This is a genomic window from Comamonas terrae (genome assembly GCF_001544075.1).
Classification (GTDB): Bacteria; Pseudomonadota; Gammaproteobacteria; order Burkholderiales; family Burkholderiaceae_C; genus Comamonas; species Comamonas terrae.
In genome coordinates this window covers 1-23,020 of the sequence record NZ_BCNT01000013.1, presented here as the reverse complement: position 1 = coordinate 23,020, position 23,020 = coordinate 1, and the positions used below count along the sequence as shown (strand labels likewise).

19 protein-coding genes are annotated in these 23,020 nt (G+C 68.0%); 6 read left to right on the top strand and 13 right to left on the bottom strand.

Annotated features, from left to right (window positions below):
- Positions 1-11: 11 nt before the first annotated feature.
- The 3 genes from hydA to Cte04_RS16335 all read right to left on the bottom strand — a co-directional run bounded on the left by hydA (position 12) and on the right by Cte04_RS16335 (position 4,049).
- Positions 12-1,445: a dihydropyrimidinase gene (gene hydA, locus Cte04_RS16345; RefSeq protein WP_066480617.1), complete on the bottom strand. Its 1,434-nt coding sequence runs from the start codon at positions 1,443-1,445 to the stop codon at positions 12-14.
- Positions 1,446-1,453: 8 nt separating this feature from the next.
- On the bottom strand, positions 1,454-2,632 hold the full coding sequence (locus tag Cte04_RS16340; RefSeq protein WP_066480615.1) for a serine hydrolase domain-containing protein: 1,179 nt from the start codon (positions 2,630-2,632) through the stop codon (positions 1,454-1,456).
- A gap of 109 nt (positions 2,633-2,741) precedes the next feature.
- Positions 2,742-4,049 carry an MFS transporter gene (locus Cte04_RS16335; protein ID WP_066480614.1) on the bottom strand — a complete coding sequence of 436 codons (1,308 nt, stop codon included), beginning with the start codon at positions 4,047-4,049 and terminating at the stop codon, positions 2,742-2,744.
- A gap of 281 nt (positions 4,050-4,330) precedes the next feature.
- On the opposite strand from Cte04_RS16335, the gene Cte04_RS16330 reads away from it, so the two are divergent.
- Positions 4,331-5,062: a maleate cis-trans isomerase family protein gene (locus Cte04_RS16330; protein ID WP_066480612.1), complete on the top strand. Its 732-nt coding sequence runs from the start codon at positions 4,331-4,333 to the stop codon at positions 5,060-5,062.
- Positions 5,063-5,111: 49 nt separating this feature from the next.
- On the top strand, positions 5,112-5,960 hold the full coding sequence (locus Cte04_RS16325; RefSeq protein ID WP_066480610.1) for a fumarylacetoacetate hydrolase family protein: 849 nt from the start codon (positions 5,112-5,114) through the stop codon (positions 5,958-5,960).
- A 133-nt stretch (positions 5,961-6,093) separates the two neighbouring features.
- Here Cte04_RS16325 and Cte04_RS16320 read toward each other — a convergent pair whose 3' ends face one another.
- Complete coding sequence (locus tag Cte04_RS16320; RefSeq protein WP_066480608.1) at positions 6,094-7,416, bottom strand: type II toxin-antitoxin system HipA family toxin; 1,323 nt, start codon at positions 7,414-7,416, stop codon at positions 6,094-6,096.
- 27 nt (positions 7,417-7,443) lie between these two features.
- Entirely contained in the window at positions 7,444-7,740 is a 297-nt protein-coding gene (locus Cte04_RS16315) for a type II toxin-antitoxin system RelB family anti-toxin (protein ID WP_066480606.1), read from the bottom strand.
- A 275-nt stretch (positions 7,741-8,015) separates the two neighbouring features.
- Here Cte04_RS16315 and cls point away from each other — a divergent pair, with 275 nt between their 5' ends.
- The 3 genes from cls to sbcB all read left to right on the top strand — a co-directional run bounded on the left by cls (position 8,016) and on the right by sbcB (position 11,967).
- Complete coding sequence (gene cls, locus Cte04_RS16310; RefSeq protein WP_066480604.1) at positions 8,016-9,476, top strand: cardiolipin synthase; 1,461 nt, start codon at positions 8,016-8,018, stop codon at positions 9,474-9,476.
- Between the two features lie 35 nt (positions 9,477-9,511).
- The gene (locus tag Cte04_RS16305; protein ID WP_066480602.1) at positions 9,512-10,348 is read left to right on the top strand and encodes an NAD-dependent protein deacetylase; all 837 of its coding nucleotides are present in this window, start codon (positions 9,512-9,514) and stop codon (positions 10,346-10,348) included.
- Positions 10,349-10,524: 176 nt separating this feature from the next.
- Positions 10,525-11,967, top strand: a complete 1,443-nt coding sequence (gene sbcB, locus Cte04_RS16300) for an exodeoxyribonuclease I (RefSeq protein WP_066480600.1) — start codon at positions 10,525-10,527, stop codon at positions 11,965-11,967.
- 35 nt (positions 11,968-12,002) lie between these two features.
- Here the strand turns inward: sbcB and Cte04_RS16295 are convergent, their stop codons facing one another.
- The 8 genes from Cte04_RS16295 to Cte04_RS16260 all read right to left on the bottom strand — a co-directional run bounded on the left by Cte04_RS16295 (position 12,003) and on the right by Cte04_RS16260 (position 21,915).
- Complete coding sequence (locus Cte04_RS16295) at positions 12,003-12,527, bottom strand: cytochrome b (protein WP_066480597.1); 525 nt, start codon at positions 12,525-12,527, stop codon at positions 12,003-12,005.
- 129 nt (positions 12,528-12,656) lie between these two features.
- A complete protein-coding gene (locus Cte04_RS16290) occupies positions 12,657-13,886 on the bottom strand; it encodes a TolC family protein (protein ID WP_066480796.1) in 1,230 nt (409 codons plus the stop codon).
- A 65-nt stretch (positions 13,887-13,951) separates the two neighbouring features.
- Positions 13,952-17,050: an efflux RND transporter permease subunit gene (locus Cte04_RS16285; protein ID WP_066480595.1), complete on the bottom strand. Its 3,099-nt coding sequence runs from the start codon at positions 17,048-17,050 to the stop codon at positions 13,952-13,954.
- Positions 17,050-18,111 (bottom strand): efflux RND transporter periplasmic adaptor subunit, encoded by a 1,062-nt coding sequence (locus Cte04_RS16280; RefSeq protein ID WP_066480590.1) that lies wholly within the window; start codon positions 18,109-18,111, stop codon positions 17,050-17,052. Before Cte04_RS16280 ends, Cte04_RS16285 begins: the two co-directional genes overlap by 1 nt.
- A gap of 75 nt (positions 18,112-18,186) precedes the next feature.
- Entirely contained in the window at positions 18,187-18,492 is a 306-nt protein-coding gene (locus tag Cte04_RS16275) for a hypothetical protein (protein WP_245633408.1), read from the bottom strand.
- A 236-nt stretch (positions 18,493-18,728) separates the two neighbouring features.
- Positions 18,729-19,343 carry an HD domain-containing protein gene (locus Cte04_RS16270; protein WP_066480791.1) on the bottom strand — a complete coding sequence of 205 codons (615 nt, stop codon included), beginning with the start codon at positions 19,341-19,343 and terminating at the stop codon, positions 18,729-18,731.
- A 29-nt stretch (positions 19,344-19,372) separates the two neighbouring features.
- Positions 19,373-20,602, bottom strand: a complete 1,230-nt coding sequence (locus Cte04_RS16265; protein WP_066480585.1) for a spore maturation protein — start codon at positions 20,600-20,602, stop codon at positions 19,373-19,375.
- Positions 20,603-20,736: 134 nt separating this feature from the next.
- Positions 20,737-21,915: a PQQ-dependent sugar dehydrogenase gene (locus tag Cte04_RS16260; protein WP_066480788.1), complete on the bottom strand. Its 1,179-nt coding sequence runs from the start codon at positions 21,913-21,915 to the stop codon at positions 20,737-20,739.
- Positions 21,916-22,152: 237 nt separating this feature from the next.
- Between Cte04_RS16260 and Cte04_RS16255 the strand changes: the two genes are divergently transcribed.
- Complete coding sequence (locus tag Cte04_RS16255) at positions 22,153-22,857, top strand: YebC/PmpR family DNA-binding transcriptional regulator (protein WP_066480582.1); 705 nt, start codon at positions 22,153-22,155, stop codon at positions 22,855-22,857.
- Positions 22,858-23,020: the final 163 nt, after the last annotated feature.

Genomic DNA, 23,020 nt, shown 5'->3' with positions numbered 1-23,020 from the left:
GTACTGGAACTTCAGAAGCGGGTCTGGTGGCGCTTGGGCAGCAGAGTGGGTGCGCCGCGCTGCAGGAAGCGGCCGCCGCCGGCGCGGCCGTGGAATTGCTCGCCATCCCAGATCACCTGGCCGCCAGACACCGTGAGGCAGGGCCAGGCCTTGAGTTCATGGCCTTCGTAGGGCGTGTAGTCCACGTTGTGGTGCAGGTCCTGGTTGCGCACGCTGCGCTGGCCTTCCTGCCAGACCACGAGGTCGGCATCGGCGCCGATGGCAATGCTGCCCTTGCGCGGATGCAGGCCGTAGACCTTGGCGGGATTGGTGGAGGTGAGTTCCACGAAGCGGTTGAGCGTCATGCGGCCGGCCAGCACGCCGTGCGTGTACAGCAGGGACAGGCGGGTTTCGATGCCCGGAATGCCGTTGGGTATGTGGCCGAAGGACACTTCCTCGCCACCGGGCTTCTTGCCTTCGGGCGAGTCGTAGTTGAACGGCGCGTGGTCCGAGGAGAACACGGTGAACAGGCCGTCGTTGAGGCCGTTCCAGATCACTTCCTGGTTGGCCTGGTTGCGCGGCGGGGGGCTGCACACGCACTTGGCGCCGTGGTAGCTGTCGTCGATGCCCAGATCCTCGGCGGTCAGGAACAGATACTGCGGGCAGGTCTCGGCCATGATGTTCATGCCGTGCGAACGTGCCCAGCGGATCTGCTCCACGGCCTCGCGGCCCGAGACGTGGACGATGAGGATGGGCACGTCGGCCAGCTCGGACAGCGCGATGGCGCGGTGCGTGGCTTCGCGCTCCACCAGCATGGGGCGCGAGACCGCGTGGTAGCGCGGCGCGGTGCGGCCGCTGGCTTCCAGGCGCTTGGTCAGCCACTGGATGCAGTCGGCGTTCTCGGCATGGATCATGGCGGTGGCGTCGTACCTGCGCGCCACGTCCAGCACATCGAGGATCTGGCCGTCGTTGAGCTTCAGATCGTCATAGGTCATGTAGATCTTGAAGGAGGTGTAGCCTTCGCGGATCAGTTCGGGCAGTTCCTTTTCCAGGACCTCGGGTGTCGGGTCGCTGACGATCATGTGGAAACCGTAGTCCACATGCGCCTTGCCCTCGGCACGGCGGTGGTAGTCCTGCACGGCGGCGCGCAGCGACTGGCCCCTGGCCTGGGCCGCAAACGGAATCACCGTGGTGGTGCCGCCGCAGGCCGCGGCGCGCGTGCCGCTGTCGAAGTCGTCGGCCATGCGCACGGGCGGTTCCATGGGCTGGTCCAGGTGGCAGTGGGCGTCGATGCCGCCGGGCGTGACCACGCGGCCCGCGGCGTCGTATTCGCGGGCGCCGGCGGGCAGGTGGGCGCCGAGCTGGACGATCTTGCCGTCACGGATGGCGATGTCGGCATCAAAGATGTCGCTGGCGGTGGCAACGCGCGCATTGCGCACTACGAGATCAAATTCGCGGGATGTCATGCTGAATGTCAGAGTTTCGGGGTGTCGGTGGGATCGGCCGGTGCTCCGGCCCGTCCCTGGTGTTGCGATGCGAGTTCGAGTTCGCGCGTCAGGGCCTTGCGGCTGGCGGGCGTGGGCTTGGCATGCGCCTGGTTGTCCAGGGCCGGCAGCACGTAGTCGTTGACCATGCGCCGGATGGCCAGCACGTTCTGGGATTCGCGCAGGCCGCCTTCGATGGGCAGCATGCTGGTCATGACCACGACGGCATTGCGCTCGGGCAGGACCACGATGAACTGGCCCTTGAAGCCCATGGCGTGTGTCTCGGGCTCGGTGGCAACGATGTCGTTGATCCACCAGTAGTAGCCATACCAGGGGGCCGAGGTGGGCGCGGTCATGGTGCGCACCCAGGCCTGCGAGACGATCTGCCGGCCTTCCCAGCGGCCGCCGGTCAGCACCAGCTGGCCGAGCTTGGCCATGTCGACGGCGCGCAGGCGCAGGCCCCAGCCGGAGGAGACCAGGCCACGCTCGTCGGCGCGCTCCCAGGCATAGTGGGTCATGCCCATGGGCTTGAAGAGCCTGGCCTCGGCAAAGTCCTGCAACGGCATGCCGGCGTCGGCGCCCAGCGTGGCGCTGGCCAGGATGGGATTCACGTCGGTGTAGTCGAAGGCCGTGCCGGGCGCGACCTTGGGCGTGGTCTCGGCCGCCAGCTTCAGGCGGTCGGGTGCGCCGTAGTAGATCGGGTCGTCGGTGGGCTTGAAGTCGTAGAACAGGCCGGTGGACATGGACAGCACGTGCCAGAGCTCGATGGCCTGCTTGTCGGCCAGGGCCTTTTCCAGGTCGGGCCGCACCCTGGCGAGGATAGGTGCCACCTTCTCGTCGAGCTTGCTCTTGCCTTCGTCCACCAGCACGCCGGCGGCCAGCGCCGTCACGTTCTTGGTGATGGAGTACAGCTCGTAGTTGTGATTGCGCGTCAGGCCCTTGCTGTAGCGCTCGTAGATCAGCTTGCCGTCCTTGACGACGAGGAAGCTGCGCACGTCGAGGTTCTCCTTGCGGATCATCTGCGACAGCTGCACCAGCGGGCGCGAATCGACGCCCACGCTCTCGGGCGAGGCGGTGGGCAGGTCCGAGGCCTGGGCGAACAGGGGCGCGGCGGTGGCCAGCGCCAGGCTGATGGCGCCGCAGATGCGGCGGATGCGAAGCGTGCTCATGGGTGTTCTCCGTAAGAGGTTCCGTGCCCGGGTGCCAGGTCGATGCCCCTGCAATCCCCGGCGTGACTGCTGGGCGTTCTCCATCGAGGAGGCCGGGCGGCTGCGGTACTTAGACCGGGATCTTCTTGCTGTAGTCGATCAGGATCGAAGAGCAGATGAACAGGCCCGCGCCGGCGGCGGCGAAGAGCATCATGGCCATGTCGTAGGAGCCGGTGGCCTGGACGATGACGCCCACCAGGATCGGCACGCCGATGCCGGCGCAGTTGCCGCCCAGGTTCATGACGCCGCCCAGGAAACCGACGCGGTTGCGGGTGCCCAGGATGGAGGGCACGCACCAGAACAGGCCGCACCAGCGCAGGAAGAACAGCGTCACCGACAGCAGGATCACGATGGTCACGGGATCCTTGAAGCGGGCCACGTTGTAGATGGCGACGGTGGCGATCACCGAGGCGATGCCGAACAGCGTGCGCAGCACCTTGGCCTGGGAAGCGCCTGCGGCCTTCCACTTGTCGGCGATCCAGCCGCCGACCATCTCGCCGACGAAGCCCGAGAAGAACATGATGAACACGGCGCCGCCCATCTGCTTGATATCCATGTTGTGCACCTTGGACAGGTAGGTGGGCATCCAGGTCAGCAGGCCGTAGAACAGGGCGTTGAAGCACATCCAGCCGAAGAACATGCCCCAGACCGAGCGGTACTTGAAGAAGTCCATCACCTTGCCGCTGCTGTGGGTGGGCTCGGCGGCCAGGTCGGCGGCGTGGGATTGCTCGATGAAGGACGCCTCGGCCTCGTTGACGCCGGGGTGCTGGCGCGGATGGTTGCGGATGTACCACCAGGCGAAGACGCCGGCGATCATGGTGCCCACGCCGGCCACCACGAAGGAAATGCGCCAGGAGTCGAAGTGGGTCAGCAGGCCCGCGATGATCAGCGCGCCCAGGGCTGCGCCCAGCGGAGCGCCGCCATCCAGCAGCGTGGCGCCGCGGCCGCGCTCGTTCTGGGTCATCCAGATGCCGTTGAGCTTGCCGCCGGCCGGATAGATGGGGGCCTCGGAGGCGCCCAGGCCCAGGCGGGTGATCAGCAGCGACACCCAGCCCGTGCAGGCCGCGGCGATGGCCTGGAAGAAGCCCCAGCCCAGCGTGGAGAAGACGATCACGACACGCGGGCCGAAGCGGTCGGCCAGCATGCCGCCGGGAATCTGCATGAAGGCATAGGTCCAGAAGAAGGAACTCATCAGCAGGCCCTGGATGGCGGGGCTGAGGTCGAACTCCTTGGCGATCATGGGCATGGCCACGGACAACGATGCGCGATCGATGTAGTTGATCGCGATCAGGAACAGCATCATCAGGAAGATCTTCCAGCGCACCTTGGTCGGTGCCGCCGCCGCATGCGGCGTGGAAATTGCGGTGGGGATTTGCATCTCGGGTCTCGCTCCATCGGTTGGTTAGTTGTTCGATGTGAGGCTGAAATCTAAATGTCGACAATATTGTCGACAATATCGTAAACACCTAGTTGGAGATCTATCCCTGAACTGCTCTTCTGAAACCCTGCAGGCTTGCGACTCCGGTATCGCCTGGCTGGAGGTTTGGTGACGAATCTTCTTCAATTGACTGTCGACAATATTGTTGACGTTTCTTGCGGCGGGGAGAACAATACCGGCCAGCCGCTTCGCCGGTTCCTCATACAACGGAGACAAGCAAGATGACTGCAACTACGACCTGCCTGGGCGTGCTCACGCCTTCTTCCAACACTGCGCTGGAGCCCCTGACCAGTGCGCTGGCCGCCAGCGCGGGCAACTGCTCGGCCCATTTTTCCCGCTTCACGGTGACCGAGATTTCGCTGGCCGAAGGTGCACTGAACCAGTTCGACGACAGCAAGATCCTGGCTGCCGCCGAGCTGCTGGCCGATGCCAAGGTGGACGTGATCGGCTGGAGCGGAACGGCCGCAGGCTGGCGCGGTTTCGACACGGACCTGCGGCTGTGCGGGCGCATCGCCGAGCGCACCGGCATCAAGGCCACGACGGCCATCCTGGCGCTCAACGAGCTGATGCAAAAGCTCTCCGTGAAGAAGCTGGCCATCGTCAGCCCCTACACGGCGGACGTGCAGCAATGCATCGTGAACAATTACCGCGCCGCGGGCGTGGAAACCACAGCCGAGCGCCATCTGGACATATCGGTCAACCACAGCTTTGCGCTGGTGGAGCCCGAGCGGCTGCTGCAGCTCATCGGCGATGTGATCGAGGAGGGCAGGCCCGACGCCGTCGTCACCTACTGCACCAATTTGCGCGCTGCGCACCTGGCTGAAGAGGTGGAGCGCCGTTGGGGCGTGCCGCTGCTCGATACCGTGAGCACCACGGTCTGGGGCATGCTGCGTGCGGCCGGGCGCGACCCCTCGGCCATCCAGGGCTGGGGCCGGCTGTTCGATGTTGCATGATGCGGGGCTTCGATATCGAACCTGAACGATTCCAGAGGAGACAACCATCGTGAAACTGCTTCGCTATGGCAGCGCGGGTGCGGAGCGCCCGGGGCTGCTGGACGCCGAGGGCGTGCTGCGTGACGCATCGTCCCTGGTGCCCGACTGGGGCCCGGGACAGCTGGGTCCGGATGCGCTGGAGCGCATCCGGCATGCGGACTGGAGCCGCCTGCCCAGGGTCGAGGGCGCGCCGCGCCTGGGCTGCCCCGTGGCGCAGGTGGGCAAGCTGGTCTGCGCCGGCCTCAACTACGCGGACCATGCGGCCGAGGCCGGGCTGCCCGCGCCGGCCGAGCCCGTGCTGTTCATGAAGGCCGTGACGGCCATCAGCGGGCCTGGCGATCCGGTGCAGTTGGTGCCGGGCGCGGACAAGGTCGACTGGGAGGTGGAGCTGGGCGTGGTCATCGGCAGCCGCGCGCGGCGCGTGACCGAGGCGCAGGCCCTGTCGCATGTGGCAGGCTACGTGCTGGCCAACGATGTGTCCGAGCGCAGCTGGCAGCTGGAGCGCGGTGGCACGTGGACCAAGGGCAAGAGCCATGACACGTTCGCGCCGCTGGGCCCCTGGCTGGTGACGGCCGACGAGATCGCAGATCCCCACCGCATCGGCCTGTGGCTGGAAGTCAACGGCAAGCGCATGCAGGACGGCAACACGGCCAACTTCATCTTCAGACTGCCCGCGCTGATCTCGTACATCAGCCAGTTCATGACGCTGGAGCCCGGCGACGTGGTGCTGACCGGCACGCCGGCGGGCGTCGGCCTGGGGCAAAAGCCCCCGGTGTTCCTCAAGCCTGGCGACGTGATGCGCCTGGGTGCCGACGGACTGGGCGAGCAGCGCCTGGTCTGCGAAGCTTCGGGCCACTGATGGCCATCTTCGGCGTCGCTGCAAAGCCTTGCCGTATGGCCGGTACTGGCTGCGGGTTCGCGCTTTGCCACAACCGCAAGCCTTCGACGGGCCCGGCGGTGTCCGCCGCACCCGGCATGGCCCTGCGGCGGCGCTAGCGCGTCAGCGCCATGCCGCCCTGCAGGCGCTCGCTGACGGCGGCAGCCATGTTGGCCGGTGCGTCCTTGAGCAATGCCGGCCACAGCGCCCGGGCCTGCAGCAGCGAATCCTTGAGCAGGCTGATGTGGCGCGGAATGCGCAGCAGCCCGCCGGCCTGCATGAGGGCGCGCAGCCCGTCCCAGTCCAGGCGGCGCAGCCTCTCGTCGATGGCGCGGTTGACCGCGTACTGGCCGGGTGGCGCATCGGCGAAGAAGGCTGCCACGCAGACCGGGTCGTACAGCGGTGCCAGCCGCGGATGGCGCCCGTCCGGGTAGACCAGAGCCCAGTTCTTCAGGTGGGCATCGGTATTGCCCATGAGCATGAAGGCCAGCATGCGCGCCAGGAATTCGCGCGTGTCCTGCACGGGCTCGGGGCTGAGCCGGTTGAGCACGCGCAGCATGACGGCCCAGTCGCGCAGCGGATCGGCGCCATGGTGCTGGCCGTACTTCTGGCGAGGCGCATAGCCCAGCACCTGGTTGAACTCTTCCATGTGGATGCGCTCGCCGCCCGGCAGGTGGTCGAAGCGCGCCACGGCCAGGATGGTGTCGAACGGCACCTGTTCGGGCAGCTCGGCCTCGGCGCGGCCCACGATGCTGGCCTGGGAGCAGCGCAGCCCCAGGGCCTGGCACAGCTGGTAGCCCATGTATTCGTTTTCCACCAGATCGGGATGGCGGCTGGTGGGCAGCTTGAGGATGGTGCTGCCCGCCTGCCCATGGCGGTGAATGGTGTAGCGCCGGCCGTTGTGCACGGCGCTGAACTTGGTGACCACGCCGGGCAGCGAGGCCGCATCGGCCACGGGGAATTCCACAAAACCCGGCTCCAGCACGTCCAGCCCCTGCGTGGTGTGCCAGTGGCGCACGGTGTCCGGCACGCCGGCCTGCGGCGGCACGGGCTCCACTTCCAGTGCGCCCATCAGGTCGTGGCCGGCGGCGGCCAGCAGCTCGAACTCGTCGTCGGGCGCGCAGCCGCGTTCGGCCGCAAGCCGTTCGCGGTTATGGCCTTCGGGCAGCAGGTTCTGGAAATACACGGGCCAGCGGCCGTCGGTGCGCACCAGACGCGCATCGCGCGCCGAAGCCAGGATCTGCCGCGTCGCCGCCTCGGTCTCGCCCGTATAGCTCAGCGAGAGCGTGGGGCGCGCGCTGTCCGCTATGTAGTCCTCGTCGAACGAGATGCGCAATATGTCGCCGTACTGGGACAGGTAGCCGATGCCGCGCCGACCGCCACCCTGGGCCGCGGGGCGGTGCATGTACAGGCGCAGATAGCGGATGGCGGTGCTCATGGCGGCGGTTGTGGCCGGGTGCAGGGCTTAGAGCCTGTCGACGATCGAAGGCGGCGCATCCGCCCCCTGCGGCTGCGCCAGGAACTTGCCGCCCGACTGTATGAAGGCCTGCAGCTGCGCGCGCAGGGCCGAGGGCACGGCGATCAGGTCCATGTCGAGCACGCGCGCCATCTCCTGCAGCGTGGAAAAGCGCGGATCCACATCGCCGGTTTCGGTGCGCTGCACGGCCATGCGCGACAGGCCGGCGCGCTCGGCCAGCTCGGCCTGGGTGATCTGGGCGGCCTTGCGCGCCAAGGCCAGGGTTTGGATAAGATCGGAAGTCATGATGCTTAATATACGCTTTATTTGAAAAATGAGTATATTCAGTATCTTTTTGGTGCTGTGCGTTGCCGATACGCTGCACCTGCTTCATGCGGCCGTCAAGCCCGCAATGCAGGCTGTGGCCCGGTATCCATGCCGAGGCTGCACAGGCGGTGCGCCGGCAGGACAATAATCCGGTGCTCTGGTGCAGCCGGCTTGTGCAGGTGCAGGCCGGGGCCGGTCAGGGCACAGGCGCTTGCGCCGCACCGTGGCGGCACAGGATTTCAAGGAGTTTCGAATTGGACTGGATAGCTTCCCAGATCAGCCACGAAGGTGTGAAGTGGTGGCTGTCCATTGGCTGGTCGCTGTATGTGGTGGTGGTCAGCGTCTGGATTCTGCTGCAGCGCAGCGCCCCGGTGGCCACGCTGAGCTGGCTGCTGTCCATGGCGGCGCTGCCCGGCCTGGGCTTGGCGATCTATTACTTCTTCGGGCCACAGCGCCTGAAACGCCAGCGCATCAAGCGGCTGCGCTCGCGCAAGCGCTCCAAGGTGCGTGCCAGCATGCAGAGGCTGCGCGATCGCATGCCCGAGGGGGACCTGCGCCTGCACCAGGTGGCGCGGCTGGTGGCCGCCACCAGCGATTTCCCGGTCAGCAGCGCCACCCGCATGCGGCTGCTGACGGGCGGCTCGGCCACCTTCGATGCCATTGCCGAGGCCGTGCGGGCCGCGCGCCACCATGTGCATCTGGAGTACTACATCTACGAACCGGACCGGACCGGCACGGCGCTGCGCGACCTGCTGGTGGAAAAGGCGCGCGCCGGCGTGGCGGTGCGGCTGCTGATCGACGCGCTGGGCTCCAAGAAGCTGGGGCGCAAGTTCCTGCAGCCGCTGCTCGACGCCGGGGCCCAGGTGGCGCGCTTTCACGACACCCGGATAGGCCGGCGCCTGCGGCCGGTGATCAATTTCCGCACCCACCGCAAGATCCTGGTCTGCGACGGGCTGGTGGGCTTCACGGGCGGCGTCAACGTCACCGACGAGGAAAACGAGCGCATCCGCAGCGATGCCTACCACGACGTGCACCTGCATGTGGAAGGCCCGATCGTGAACTGGCTGCAGACCGTGTTCATGGAGGACTGGGCTTATGCGCTGGAAAAGGCGCCGGCCCAGCTGGCGACCGACGTGGAGGTGGATGCGCTGCTGCCCGACATGCCCGACGGCGACATCCCCATGCAGGTCATCACCTCGGGCCCGGACAGCGGGCTGCATGCCATCTACCGCGCCCATCTGGCGGCCATCAATGCGGCCGAGCAGCGGATCTGGCTGACCACGCCGTACTTCGTGCCCACCGAGGCCGGCCTGGCCGCGCTCACCAATGCCTCGCTGCGCGGCGTGGATGTGCAGATCCTCGTGCCCAGGAAGTCCGATTCGGCCCTGGTGACGGGCGCTGCGCGCTCCTATTTCGACGAGCTGATCCGCAGCGGCGTGCGCGTCTACGAATACGAGGCGCGCATGCTGCACTCCAAGACCCTGCTGGTGGACGAGAACATCGCCATCATCGGCACGGCCAATTTCGACTACCGCAGCTTCTTCCTCAATTTCGAGGTCTGCGTGATCGGCTACGGCCCCGAGCTCAACCGGCATCTGGCCCAGCAGTTCATCGCCGATCTGCGCCAGTCCCATCCGGTCTCGTACAAGAGCGAAAGAGGACTGGGCCGGCGGCTGTTCAGCTCGGCCGCACGGCTGTGCTCGCCGCTGCTCTGAAGGAACCCCAGGCCATGACTTCCGTGGAGACCACAATGACCGATGCCTCGACCGACACCCGCCAGCGCTGGCTGGACTGGGGCCTGACGCGCAAGCGGCTGCTGGTGGTCACCGGCGCGGGCTGCAGCACCGAAGTCGGCATCCCCGACTACCGCGACGAGCAGGGCGCCTGGAAGCGGCCCCAGCCCGTGACCTTCCAGGCCTTCATGGGCGACGAACAGGTGAGAAGGCGCTACTGGGCGCGCAGCATGCTGGGCTGGCGCGTCATGGGCCAGGCCCGGCCGGGCACGGCCCACAAGGCGCTGGCCGTGCTGGAGCAAAAGGGCCGACTGGAGCTGCTGCTCACCCAGAACGTGGACGGCCTGCACAGCGCGGCCGGCAACCGGCAGACGCTGGACCTGCACGGCCGCATCGATATCGTGCGCTGCATGAACTGCGGCCGGCGCCATGCGCGCGCCGACCTGCAGCAGCGCCTGCTGGAGCGCAATCCGCAATGGGCACGCCTGTATGCGGCGCCCGCGCCCGACGGCGATGCAGATCTCGAGCACCGGGATTTCAGCGGCTTCGACGTGCCGGCCTGCCCGCATTGCGGCACCGGCCTGCTCAAGCCCGATGTGGTGTTCTTCGGCGAAAGCGTGCCGCGCGAGCGCGTGCAGGCGGGCCTGGAGGCGGTGGCGCGCTGCGACGGCGTGCTGATCGCGGGTTCCTCGCTCATGGTGTATTCGGGCTATCGCTTCGCCCTGGCCGCGGCCGAGCAGGGCAAGAGCCTGGTGGCCGTCAACCAGGGCCGCACGCGCGCCGATGCGCTGCTGGACTTCAAGCATGCCGGCGAAGTCGGCCAGGCCCTGATGGAGCTGGCGCAGGCGGCCTGAGGCTGCTGCTCCGGGTTGCTATTGATTGATGAGCTGCTGGCGCGCATCAGTTAAAGAATTTCGAATCGATAAAGGCTGGAATTGCCTGTTGACAGGCGCCGGCAGCTCCTGGTTTTGACAGTCCGGGTGCCTCGCAATCTCTGCGGGCATCCGGTTCGCGGGCATACTTCGGGCCCATGGCTCATACCTTTTTCTGGCACGACTACGAAACCTTTGGCGCCCAGCCGCGCTACGACCGGCCCGCGCAGTTCGCCGGCATCCGCACGGATGCCGAGCTCAACGAAATCGGCGAGCCCGTCATGTGGTACTGCCAGCCGGCCAACGACTATCTGCCCGATCCGCAGTCCTGCCTGATCACGGGCATCACGCCCCAGCGCGCGCTGGAGGAAGGCGTGACCGAGGCCGAGTTTTCGGCCCGCATCGAGGCCGAACTCGCCCAGGCCGGCACCGTGGGCGTGGGCTACAACACCATACGCTTCGACGACGAGATCACGCGCTTCATGTTCTGGCGCAATCTCACCGACCCCTATGCGCGCGAATGGCAGAACGGCTGCGGCCGCTGGGACCTGCTGGACGTGGTGCGCATGGTCTATGCGCTGCGCCCCGAAGGCATTGCATGGCCGACCAAGGAAGATGGCAGCGTGAGCTTCAGGCTCGAGGACCTGGCGCGTGCCAACGGCCTGCTGCACGAGCAGGCCCACGATGCACTGTCCGACGTGCGCGCCACGATTGCGCTGGCACGCCTGATCCGGCAAAGGCAGCCGCGGCTGTTCGACTTTGCCTTTGCGCTGCACAAGAAGGACCGCGTGCTGCAGGAAATGGGCCTGCCCGCCACGCAGGAGCATGCACGCCCCTTCCTGCATGTGACCGGCATGATCAGCCCCGCGCGCGGCTGCCTGGCCGTGATGTGGCCCCTGGCCACGCACCCGGTCAACAAGAACGAGATCATCTGCTGGGACCTGTCGCAGCACCCCGGCGAACTGGCCGGCATCGGTATCGAGGATTTGCGTCTGCGCCTGTTCACGCGCCAGGCCGAGCTGCCCGAAGGCGTGAGCCGTCTGCCAATCAAGAGCATCCACATCAACAAGTCGCCCATGGTGGTCGGCAGCCTCAAGACGCTGAGCCCGGCCATGGCCGAAAAATGGGGCGTGGACATGGAACTGGCAATGCAGCATGCGGCGGTGGCCCGCGACCTGCCCGACATGAGTGCGCAATGGAAGGCCGTCTTCACGCGCGAGGCGGGTGAGCCGCTGGACGCCGACCAGGATCTGTATGGCGGCTTTGTAGGCAACGAGGACCGCCGCCGTCTGGAGCGCATCAAGCGTCTCTCGCCACAGGAGCTGGCGCTGGACAAGACCGGTTTTGATGATGCGCGCCTGACGGAGCTGGTCTGGCGCTACCGCGCGCGCAACTTCCCGGCCACGCTGACCGCGGCGGAGCAGCGGCGCTGGGAGCAGCACCGCGCGGCCTGCCTGATCGAAGGGCGGGGCGGCGCGCGCACGGCCGAGCAGATGTTCGCCATGATCGATGCGCTGTCGGAAACCGCGGACGAGCGCGGCGAGGAGATCCTGGGCGATCTCTACGACTATGCCGACGCCATGCTGCCGGAAGCGGATTGAGCCCGGAGAGCGGCCCCCGCGGGGGACCGCTATCGTCAGCTCATGCGGCGCAGCAGCCCGTCCTTGAGCACGAACTGGTGCCACAGCGCGGCCGCCGCATGCAGGCCCACGGCTGCGAACACCAGGTTGGCGCCGGCCTCGTGGATGTTCTTGAGGCTGCGGCCCAGCGGCGCATCCACCGTCAGCGGCAGCATCCAGGAGGCGCCGAAAAAGGGGACGGGCTTGCCCGACCAGGCCACGGCCAGCACGCCCAGCACCGGCATGGCCAGCATCAGCAGGTAAAGCAGCCAGTGCATGGCACGGGCCGAAGTCTCCATCCAGCGCGGGCCGGGCGGCAGCGGCGGCACCCCGGTACTGGCGCGCACCGCCAGGCGCAGCGTCATGAGCAGCAGCACGGCGAGGCCGAAGCTCTCATGCCAGACGGCCATCTGCGCGCGCTCGGGCGAGCCTTTGGGGAAAAAGCCCTTGATCTCTATGGCCGCCACGGCCAGAGCGGCCGCGACGAAGACCAGCCAGTGCAGCAGCACCAGCGGGCGGGAATAGGTGTCTGAACGGGTCATGATGCATTCTTTTCGCTTTCGGCAAAAAACATATTGATGTCCATCATTTACCGCGCCGGATAGCCGGGCCGGCGCGATAGGGGGCTGCAGCCCGCCGTCGAAGGGCGGCCTCGGCGGCTTGCGAGGCGATCAATCGTCGAAGTCCCAGAGCTCATGCAGGTCCAGCCGCAGGCGGCTGTCGCTCTCCAGGGCCTCGCTGCGTGCCAGGCGCTCGGCCAGCAGCGCGTCGGCCAGCATGCGGCGCACGGCCAGCAGCTCGCCCAGGCCCGATTCGCCGGCACGGTAGCTGCGCAGGGCGCGGTCGGCGGCGCTGCGCTGCAGCGTGACCGCCTGCTCCTGGGCCAGCGCCGCCGCGCGCCTTCCGGTCAATTGCAGCCAGAGCACGTCGAACTGGGCCCCCAGTTGCCGCTGTGCAGCCAGGCGGCGCGACAGGGCCGCGTCGGCATCGGCCAGAGCGGCCGCGGCCTGGGCCTCGCGGTGGGCCGAGCCCAGCGGCAGGCTGAGGCTCACGCCTGCAAGACGTTCGGCGCCGCCGCGCTCGCTGGTGGCAAACACGCCGACCGTGGGGTCGGGGTGGCGCTCCAGGTCGGTGCGGCGCGCCTGGCGCAGCGCCAGTGCTTCCTCGGCCTGCGCCAGCAGGAATTCGTGGCTGTGCTCCACATAGCGCGCGCGCAAACCGGCCGGCTGCCCAGGCAGCGGCGGCAGGGGAGGCATGGCATCGGCGGGCGCGCCCAGCCCGGGAAAGCGCGCCTGCAGCTCGGCCAGGGCCGCGGCCCATGCGGCTTCGGCCGACGCCAATGCAGCCTGCATGCGTGCTTTTTCTGCCGTGGCCAGCTCGGCTTCCAGCCTGGCAGCATCGCCGGCGCGCAGGCGGCGCTCGGTGATGCGGGCCAGTTCCGTTGCGGCGTCCGCATTGTCTTGCGCAGCCTGGCGAACCTGGCCGGCGCGAAGCGCGGCAAACCACAGGGCCAGCAGCTGGCGGGCTGTCTCGTGCCGGGCGTCCTGGGCAGCCACGCGGCCCGTGGCCAGCGTGGCGTCGGCCAGTTCGGCATCGGCTTCGGACTTGCCCCACAGGCGCAGCGGGCGTTCGATGGCGATCTGGCCTTCACCGAAGCGCTGGCCCGTTCCATCGCGCACCCAGCGGCGCTGCCCCATGGCGCGCACCACGGTTTCATGCGGGCCGGCGCGCAGTCCGTCGGCGCGGGCCCGGGCACCGCGCCGGGCCGCATCGGCGGCCTGCACCGTGGGCGACTGCTCCACGGCTGCGCGCACCGCAGCCTCGGGCGGCAGGTAGCTCTGGGCCTGGGCCGCGCCCGCCAGCAACAGGGCCGCACCCCAGGCAGGCCGCAGAGGTTTCATGCTCATTTTCTTGAAAACTCGGTAAAAAAGGCATTCAGCCCTTGTCTGTAAAGTGCTGACAGCTCTCATTTTTGAGACTCCTTGGCGGCGCGGGGAACGCCGAAGCGCTCGAACAGCAGCGGCAGCAGCAACAGGGTCAGCGCCGTGGAGCTGACCAGGCCGCCGGCCACCACCACGGCCAGCGGCCGCTGGATTTCCGAGCCCGGCCCGCTGGCCAGCAGCAGGGGTACCATGCCCAGCGCGGTGATGCAGGCCGTCATCAGCACGGGTCGCAGGCGGTCGCGCACGCCCTGGCGCACGGCCCGGGTCAGCTCCGTGCCGCCCGCCAGCAGCGCGTTGAAGTGCGAGACCAGCACCACGCCGTTGAGCACGGCAATGCCCAGCAGCGCGATGAATCCCACCGAGGCCGGCACCGACAGGTATTCCCCCGCCGCGCGCAGCGCCGCCATGCCGCCCACCAGCGCGAACGGAATGTTGGCGATGACCAGCATCGCCTGCCTTGGCGAGCGGAAGGTCAGCACCAGCAGCACGAAGATGGCGGCCAGCGCCAGCGGCACCACAAGGGCCAGGCGCGCGGCTGCACGCTGCTGGTTCTCGAACTGGCCGCCCCAGACGATGCGCAGATCCTTGAGGCTGGCGTCCTTTGCCACGGCCGCCTGGGCCTCGCGCACAAAGCCGGCCAGGTCGCGCCCTTCGACGTTGACCTGCACCACGGCAAAGCGCGCGCCATCCTCATGGTCGATGCGCACCGGGCCATCCTGCGCAGCCAGCGTGGCCAGAGAAGTCAACGGCCAGTTCGTGCCGTCAGGCGCGGTCACCAGCAGGCCGGCCAGGCCTTCGGGGGACTGGCGCAGCGCCGTGCCGCCGCGCAGCAGCAGCGGCGTGCGTACCATGCCCTCGGGCACGATGCCTATGCGCTCGCCCTCGACCAGCGCGCGCAGCTGGGCCTGCAGGGCATCGCCGGAAAAGCCCGACTGGCCCAGCGCGGCGCGATTGAGCACCACCTGCAGGTACTGCACGCCGCTGTTGCTGGGCGCAATCACCTCTGCGGCGCCGGGTACGGTGCGCATGCTGGCCGCGATTGCCTGGGCCGCTGCATCGATCCTGGCCAGTTCGGTACCGAAGATCTTGATGGCCACGTCGCCGCGCGCGCCGGTCAGCATCTCGGACACGCGCATCTCGATCGGCTGGGTAAAGCCGTAGATCAGCCCCGGAAAGCCTTCGAGCACGCGGCGTATGGCGTCGGCGATGTCTTCCTTGCTGCCGCGCCATTCGGCACGCGGCTTGAGCACCAGAAAGGTGTCGGTCTCGTTGAGGCCCATGGGGTCCAGCCCCAGGTCGTCCGAGCCCGTGCGCGCGACGATGGAGCGTATCTCGGGCACCTCCCTGAGCAATGCCTGCTGCACGCGCCGGTCCATGTCCAGCGATGCCGCCAGCGAGATGGAGGGTGCCTTCTGCAACTGCACGATCAGATCGCCTTCGTCCATGGTCGGCATGAAGGTCTTGCCCACCGACAGGTACAGGGCCGCCGCCCCCGCCAGCGCCGCCACCGCGATGCCGAACACCACCGGCCGATGCACGAGGCTCCAGCCCTGCAGGCGCGCAAAGCCGCCCGCGAGCTTGCGCGTCAGCCAGGGCGCGTCGCCGGCATGGGCGCGCAGCAGCAGCGAAGCCAGCGCCGGAACCACGGTGAACGCGATCAGTACCGATGCCCCCAGGGCCAGCACGATGGTCAGCGCCACGGGGGAGAAGAGCTTGCCTTCCAGCCCCTGCAGCGTGAGCAGCGGCAGGAACACGATGGCGATGATGGACACCCCGGCCAGCATGGGCGCGGACACGGCAGAGACCGCACCGCGGATCAAGGCAAGGCGATCCACCGGCCTTGCCGGAGACGCCCCTGCGGGCGCATGCGCCAGTGCGGTCTCGATGTTTTCCACCACCACCACCGAGGCATCCACCAGCATGCCCAGGGCGATGGCCAGGCCGCCCAGGCTCATCAGATTGGCGGTCAGGCCCACATGGCGCATGAGCAGGAAGGTGGCCAGCATGGACAGCGGCAGCGTGGCCGCCACCACCAGCGCTGCACGCACGCCGCCGAGGAACAGGTACAGCGTGACCACCACCAGCACGCTGGCCTCGACCAGCGCGCGCACCACGGTGCCGGCCGCGCGCGATACCAGCTCGCCCCGGTTGTAAAACACCTGGGTGCGCATGCCCTGCGGCAGGCGCGGCGCCAGCTCGTCGAGCCGTGCCTGCACGGCCTCGACTAGGCTGCGCGCATCCACGCCGCGCAGCCCCAGCACCAGGCCCTCGACGGCCTCACCCTGGCCGTCGCGGCTCACGGCGCCGTTGCGCGTGGCCTCGCCCAGGCGCACCGTGGCCACATCGCCCACGGTGGCCGCGGTGCGTCCCTCCCGGGCAGGCTCGACCACGATGGCGCGCAGGTCTTCCAGCCCGCGCACCCCGCCTTCCACGCGCACCACCCAGTGCTCCTCGCCGCGGTCCAGGCGGCCCGCGCCATCGTTGCGGTTGTTGGCCTCCAGCGCCTGGCGCAGCCGCTCCAGCGTCACGCCGTGCGCACGCAGCCGCGCCGGATCGGGAATCACCTCGTAGCCGCGCACCGCGCCGCCCAGCGCGTTCACATCGGCCACGCCGGCCACGGTGCGCAGGGCAGGGCGTATCACCCAGTCCAGCACACGCCGGCGCTCGGCCAGCGAATAGCCATCGCCATCGACGGTGAACATGAACATCTCGCCCAGCGGCGTGGTGATGGGCGCCAGCCCGCCTTCGGCCGTGGCCGGCAGCTCGCGCTGCATGCCGGCCAGCCGCTCGGACACCTGCTGGCGCGCCCAGTACACGTCCGTGCCCTCGGCGAAGTCCACCGTCACGTCGCTGATGCCGTACTTGGAGACCGAGCGCACGATGGTCTTGTGCGGCAGGCCCAGCAACTCCTGCTCCACGGGCGTGGAAACGCGCTGCTCCACCTCTTCGGGCGTCATGCCCGGCACCTTGAGGATCACCTTGACCTGGGTGGGCGAGATGTCGGGGAAAGCGTCAATGGGCAGATGGACATAGGCCCAGGCGCCGGCCAGCGCCAGGGCCAGGGCCGCGAGCAGCACCAGCGCCCGCTGGCGCAGCGAAAAATCGATCAGCCGTGCCAGCATCACTCACCTCCGGCGAGCAAGCCCTTGAGCGCGGCGATGCCGGTGACCGCGATGCGCGCATCGGGCGGCAGCGTCCCGCGCACCACGGCCGTGGCCTCGTCGCTGGCGTCCACCTGCACGGGAGCAAAGCGCACGCCCTTGCCGGTGGCCAGGAACACGCCGGTCTGGCCCTGCCAGTGCGCGAGCGCCGCGGCCGGAATGCGCAGCCGTTCGCCGGCCCGGGCCGCATTCTTCAAGGCCAATGTGGCCGTGACGCTTTCGCCCAGGCGCAGATCGCCGTTCCTGCTCAAGGCCACGCGCACGCGCATGCCGGCCGAGCCGTCGCCTACGGGCGCCATACCCGCCACCTGGCCAGTGGCGCCGCGGGAGCCCACCTGCACGCTGTCGCCCAAGGAGGGCAGAGGCACTTCACGGCCCAGCAGCAGGTCCAGCTCCAGTGCCTTGGTGTCGGCCACGCGCACCAGCGGTGCCGAAGCCTCGACGCGCGCTCCGGGCTGTACCAGGACCTCGGTCACGATGCCGCTCCGGGGCGCGAGCAGCCGGGCCTCGTTGCCGGCCAGCATCACGCCGCTGGCCGACAGCTCGGCCCGCCGGGCCTGCGCCATCGCGGCGGCCTCCGTGGCGCGGGCCTGGGTAGCCTGCCAGCGGCTGGCGGCAATGATGCCGTCGTCGTAGAGCGATCGGTCGCGCGCCAGCGATTGCCGGGCCAGGCGCGACTGCGACTCGGCCTCGGCCAGGGCGCGCCGTGCCTCATACAGCTGGGGGCTGGTGAAGGCGGCCACGGCCTGGCCGGCGCGTACCGCTTGGCCCAGCGCCACCAGCACCTGCGGTACGGCGCCCGCATAGGGCGCGGCAACCACGGCATGGGCATCGGGTCGCAGCACCACGCGTGCATGGGTTGTTATTTCGAGCTCGGCAGAGCTCTGCATGGACTGGAAGCGCACGCCCAGCGTGCGTGCCTGCTCGGGGGAGAGGGCCACGGCATCAGCGGCCATGCAAAAAATGGGGGCACAAGCCGGCAGCGCGAGTGCGCCCGCCAGCAGCCAACGGTGGAAGAACATTCCTGACTCCGGAAAACGAATGGAAGCCATCCGCGCATGCGCGGATGCCGACAGGCCTTGCACAGGCCCGGGAGTTCAGGAAAGAAGAGGCGGCGCCTGCGCCGGAGAGGGCCGTATCACACGCCCGCGCCAGCGTGGGATCCGGCATGCAGGTTCCGGCCCTGGCATGGGCCTGGATGCCACGCAGCGCATGCGCGCGGCGCGCAGGCCCAGGGTCAGCAAAGCCAGGCCCATGACGGCCAGCAGCGGCATGGGCAGCAGGTCCAGCGGCTGCAGCGCATCCTGCACGTCGACTTCGAAAGGCTCGGCTTGGGCCAAGTGGGAGTGCAGGTCGTCGGCAGTGCCGTGTCCGGTGAAAAGATGGAAATGAGAATCAGCCATTCTCGAAGGCATCGCGTGTACATGCAGGCCAGCTTGATTCGGGGTTCCGAAATGGCCGTGCAGCAGCGGAATCAGCAGTTGCGCCACCATGATCAGCAGCACCGCGCTCCGCAGAGAAAGTCTCTGGATCGCACGCGACATGGGGGCCGATTGTAGCGCCGTGCCCGGCGGCGGCAACCGGCAACCGCCTGTGGCGCTCGCCCATCGAGGCCGGCTCGAGCAGATCGCGCAGATGCTTAGGGCGCCGTGGACCGGCGCAGATTGGCGCGCGCCTGCGGCTCGAGCCGGGCGTGGAAATACGGTGTCGCATAGATGGCCTTGCGCTGCAGAAAGCCCCGCAGCACCTGCCTGCGCTTGATGCCGTAAACCAGGCGCGGCACCCAGGCATATTCGGCGCGCACCTGGGTGTCGTACTCCGCAAAGCGCGCAGGGCTGGCGCCCAGGATCGCGAGATCTATGTCCACCAGCAGCTGCGCATCGCCGTCCTGGGGCGTGGCTTCATGGCAGGTGGCCATGACGAGCGCATGCACGCGGCGGCAGGCCGCCTCGTCCACGCCGCCGTCTTCCAGCACCCGGGCGGCCCACTGTGCGCTGCGCAGCTCGTTGTCCTTGCCCTTGACGTCGTAGACGGCATCGTGGAACCAGAGCGCGATCTCCACCTCGGCCGGGCGCAGTGCCTGGTCCTGCACGGCTTCGAAATGCGCAAGGCATTCGGCCAGATGCTGCTGGGTGTGGTAGTGGCGCTGGGGCTCGGCATAGGCTGAAAGCAGCGTCTGCAGCAGGCCTTCGGCAGGCGTGGCGCCCAGCCCGTGCCAGGCACGCTGCCAGGAGCGCAGGAACAGGGATTGCATATCCGTCGTGGTGGCGTTCATTTCCGTCATCAACCAAAGAAGCGGTAGCACACGGCAATCGCTGCCACCACGCCGGCCAGCTCGGCCAGCAGCGCGCAGGCCACCGCATGGCGTGCGCGCTGTATGCCCACGGCGCCGAAGTACACGGCCAGCACGTAGAACGTGGTCTCGGTGCTGCCCTGCACGGTGGCGGCCGTGAGCGCGGCAAAGCTGTCCACGCCCTGGCTCTGCATGGTCTCGATCAGCATGGCGCGTGCGGCGCTGCCCGAAAACGGCTTGACCAGCGCCGTGGGCAGGGCGTCGACAAAGCGGGCATCCATGCCCGCGGCATCGACCACCCAGCGTATGCCCGAGAGCACATATTCCAGCGCGCCCGAGGCGCGGAACACGCCCACGGCGCAGAGCATGGCCACGAGGTAGGGCAGCAGGCCCTTGGCCACGTCGAAGCCTTCCCTGGCGCCTTCGATGAAGCTGTCATAGACGGCCACCTTCTTCCAGGCACCCAGGGCCACGAACAGCACGACCAGCGCAAACAGCGTGAGATTGCCCATGAGCGAGGACAGGTGCGCCAGCGCAGAGGCGCTCAGCGTGGTGAGGAAGGCCATGAAGCCCGCCAGGGCCAAGCCCACGGGCAGCAGATAGGCCAGCACCACGGGGCTGAAAATCGGCAGCCGCTGCACCGCGGCCACGCTCAGCAGACCGACCAGGGTGGAAGCCGATGTGGCCAGCAGAATCGGCAGAAAGACCAGCGTGGGATCCGGCGCGCCCTGCTGCAGCCGGTACATGAAGATGGTGACGGGCAGCAGCGTGAGCGAGGAGGCGTTGAGCACCAGGAACAGGATTTGCGCATTGGTGGCGGTGTCCGGGCGCGGATTGAGCTCCTGCAGCGCGCGCATGGCCTTCAGGCCCATGGGCGTGGCCGCGTTGTCCAGGCCCAGGCCGTTGGCGGCGAAATTGAGCGTGATCAGCCCCAGGGCCGGGTGGCCGCGCGGCACCTCGGGCATGAGCCTGGCAAACAGCGGGCCCAGCATCCTGGCCAGCCATTCCACGATGCCGGCTTTCTCTGCAATGCGCAGAAAGCCCAGCCACAGGGTGAGCGTGCCGAACAGCAGCACCATGACTTCGACCGAGAGCCTGGCCATGGCAAACAGGGCCTGGACCATGGCGGCAAACACCTCGGCCTGACCGCCGACCAGCCACTGTGCGAAAGCGGCAATGGCTGCCACGAGAAAAAAGCCTAGCCACAAGGCATTGAGCATAGAAATATTTTTCTGGGTTGATGCGAACGGATAGCCACGGAGTTTCGCACCACCGGCAGGTCATTCAGGCCGCCTGCACATAAAAACGCCGTGCTGCGTGCCCCGGAACTCGAACGGGAGTGCCGCGCTGCGGCTCAGGGCGTGCGAACAATGCGCAGCAGCTGCCCGCTGGCCTCGTCGGTCAGCACATAGAGCCAGCCGTCCGGCCCCTGGCGCACGTCGCGCACGCGCCGGCCCAGCCGGGGCAGCACGGGCTCGGTACCCGTGATGCGGCCGCCCTCGACGGTCAGCCGCTCCAGGCGCTGGGCCTTGAGCGCGCCCACGATGAGACTGCCCTTCCATTGCGCACCATAGCGCTCGCTGGTGACGAAAGCCATGCCCGAGGGCGCAATGGACGGCACCCAGTAGTGCAGCGGCTGCTCCATGCCGGCCTTTTGCGTGATGCCATCGCCTATCTTTCCGCCGCCGTAGTTCTCGCCATAGGTGATCACGGGCCAGCCATAGTTCCTGCCGGGCTCGGGCCGGTTGACCTCGTCGCCGCCTTGCGGTCCGTGCTCATGCATCCATAGCGTACCTTCGGCGTCCAGGGCGGCCCCCTGGGAGTTGCGATGGCCATAACTCCAGATTTCCGGCAAGGCGTCGCTGCGGCCGGCAAACGGATTGTCCCCGGGCACGCTGCCGTCCTTGTTGATGCGCACGATCTTGCCCAGGTGGCTTTGCAGGTCCTGCGCCTGCTCCTTGTGGCTGAAGCGTTCGCCCAGGGTCAGGAACAGGCTGCCGTCGCTCTGGCCTTTGACCTTGCGCTCGACGATGCGGCAGCCGAAATGCAGATTGCTCGCGTACTTGGGGCGCTGGCTGAAGACGATCTTCACCTGCTCGAGCCGGCTGGCATCGGCCGAAAGCCTGGCGCTGGCCAGCGCCGTGCTGTTCTTGCCCGCATCGGCTCCCCGGCCGGGCTCGGAAAAGCAGAAATACAGCATGCGGCTGTGCGCGAAGTCGCTGTCCAGCACCAGGTCCAGCAGGCCGCCCTGGCCCGCGGCCCCCACGGCAGGCAGGCCCTCAATCGGCCGGCCGAGCCGGCCGTCGCGTTCCACCACACGCATGCGGCCCGGGCGCTCGGTGACGAGATAGCGGCCATCGGGCAGAAAGGCCAGGGCCCAGGGGTGTTCGAGGCCCTGGGCGATGGGCTGCGCGGAAAGCTCCACCTGCGGTGCCGGGATGGCCGGGGACGGGAGAGTGGCCAGGGCTGTGGCAAGCATGGCCTGCGTCCGTGCAGGCACGCGGCGGCAGGCAGATGCGGCAAACAGGGGCATGTCGTACTCCAGGCAGGTGGGGCGCGGCTGCGCATACCGGCCATTGTGGCAAAGCGCCACGGCCTGGCTGCGCCTTGCAACTTCGGCGGACAGGGGCATGAAGGCATCCGGGACTGTCAGGCTCTGGCCCTGGGCCGAGCATGGCCGGTGCGGCAGGTGTATAACCGCGCTTCGAAATTTTTCAGCCGGCCGCGCGGCAAGCGCAGGCCATCCACCACTCATCAAGGAATCGCACCCATGGGCGCGCAATGGAAAGCAAAGGGCAAGGCACTGGTGGCCGACGCCAAAGGCAAGCTGTTCGGCAAGCTGGTCAAGGAAATCACGGTTGCCGCCCGTCTGGGTGGCGGCGACCCGTCCTCCAACTCCCGCCTGCGCATGGCTGTTGAAGCTGCCCGCAAGGCTTCCATGCCCAAGGACACGCTGGAGCGCGCGATCAAGAAGGGCTCGGGTACCGGAGCCGACGCCGTCAACTATTCCAGCGTGCTGTTCGAGGGCTATGCGCCGCACCGTGTGCCGGTGATGGTCGAATGCCTGACCGACAACCCCAACCGCACGGCGCCCAATATGCGCGTGTGCTTCCGCAAGGGCCAGCTCACGGCCGTGGCCTGGGACTTCGACCATGTGGGCATGATCGAAGGCGAGCCCGAGAGCGGCGCCGACGTGGAACTGGCTGCGATCGAGGCCGGCGCCCAGGACTTCGAGCCTGGCGACGAAGAGGGCGTGACCTTGTTCATCACCGAGCCCACCGACCTGGACACCGTCTCCAAGGCGCTGCCCGAGCAAGGCATCAAGGTGCTGTCGGCCAAGCTCGGCTACAAGGCCAAGAATCCCGTCAGCATGTCCAGCCTCTCTGCCGAGCAGCAGGAGGAAGTGCAAGCCTTCCTGGCCGGCCTGGAAAACGACGACGACGTGCAGCACGTGTACGCGGGCCTGGTGGACTGAGTTCCGTTCGCTGTCGTAAAAAAGGAGCCGCGCCACTGCGGCTCTTTTTTTGTGGCGTGCTTTCCTACCAGGCTGTTCGCCTAGGCATCCCTATACTCGCCCGGCATTCGATCCCCCAGGCCCGGCCGATACCACTTTTCATGTTTCTTCTGCGCACGACATT

What these genes read in the sequence shown, in the direction of transcription:
- Cte04_RS16280 (WP_066480590.1), bottom strand. Translation starts at nt 18,111, where the DNA reads ATGTTCTTCCACCGTTGGCTGCTGGCGGGCGCACTCGCGCTGCCGGCT.
- Cte04_RS16290 (WP_066480796.1), bottom strand. Translation starts at nt 13,886, where the DNA reads ATGAAACCTCTGCGGCCTGCCTGGGGTGCGGCCCTGTTGCTGGCGGGC.
- sbcB (WP_066480600.1), top strand. Translation starts at nt 10,525, where the DNA reads ATGGCTCATACCTTTTTCTGGCACGACTACGAAACCTTTGGCGCCCAG.
- Cte04_RS16330 (WP_066480612.1), top strand. Translation starts at nt 4,331, where the DNA reads ATGACTGCAACTACGACCTGCCTGGGCGTGCTCACGCCTTCTTCCAAC.
- Cte04_RS16255 (WP_066480582.1), top strand. Translation starts at nt 22,153, where the DNA reads ATGGGCGCGCAATGGAAAGCAAAGGGCAAGGCACTGGTGGCCGACGCC.
- Cte04_RS16275 (WP_245633408.1), bottom strand. Translation starts at nt 18,492, where the DNA reads ATGGCTGATTCTCATTTCCATCTTTTCACCGGACACGGCACTGCCGAC.
- Cte04_RS16295 (WP_066480597.1), bottom strand. Translation starts at nt 12,527, where the DNA reads ATGACCCGTTCAGACACCTATTCCCGCCCGCTGGTGCTGCTGCACTGG.
- Cte04_RS16315 (WP_066480606.1), bottom strand. Translation starts at nt 7,740, where the DNA reads ATGACTTCCGATCTTATCCAAACCCTGGCCTTGGCGCGCAAGGCCGCC.
- Cte04_RS16305 (WP_066480602.1), top strand. Translation starts at nt 9,512, where the DNA reads ATGACCGATGCCTCGACCGACACCCGCCAGCGCTGGCTGGACTGGGGC.
- hydA (WP_066480617.1), bottom strand. Translation starts at nt 1,445, where the DNA reads ATGACATCCCGCGAATTTGATCTCGTAGTGCGCAATGCGCGCGTTGCC.
- Cte04_RS16340 (WP_066480615.1), bottom strand. Translation starts at nt 2,632, where the DNA reads ATGAGCACGCTTCGCATCCGCCGCATCTGCGGCGCCATCAGCCTGGCG.
- Cte04_RS16265 (WP_066480585.1), bottom strand. Translation starts at nt 20,602, where the DNA reads ATGCTCAATGCCTTGTGGCTAGGCTTTTTTCTCGTGGCAGCCATTGCC.
- Cte04_RS16270 (WP_066480791.1), bottom strand. Translation starts at nt 19,343, where the DNA reads ATGCAATCCCTGTTCCTGCGCTCCTGGCAGCGTGCCTGGCACGGGCTG.
- Cte04_RS16285 (WP_066480595.1), bottom strand. Translation starts at nt 17,050, where the DNA reads ATGCTGGCACGGCTGATCGATTTTTCGCTGCGCCAGCGGGCGCTGGTG.
- Cte04_RS16260 (WP_066480788.1), bottom strand. Translation starts at nt 21,915, where the DNA reads ATGCCCCTGTTTGCCGCATCTGCCTGCCGCCGCGTGCCTGCACGGACG.
- Cte04_RS16320 (WP_066480608.1), bottom strand. Translation starts at nt 7,416, where the DNA reads ATGAGCACCGCCATCCGCTATCTGCGCCTGTACATGCACCGCCCCGCG.
- Cte04_RS16335 (WP_066480614.1), bottom strand. Translation starts at nt 4,049, where the DNA reads ATGCAAATCCCCACCGCAATTTCCACGCCGCATGCGGCGGCGGCACCG.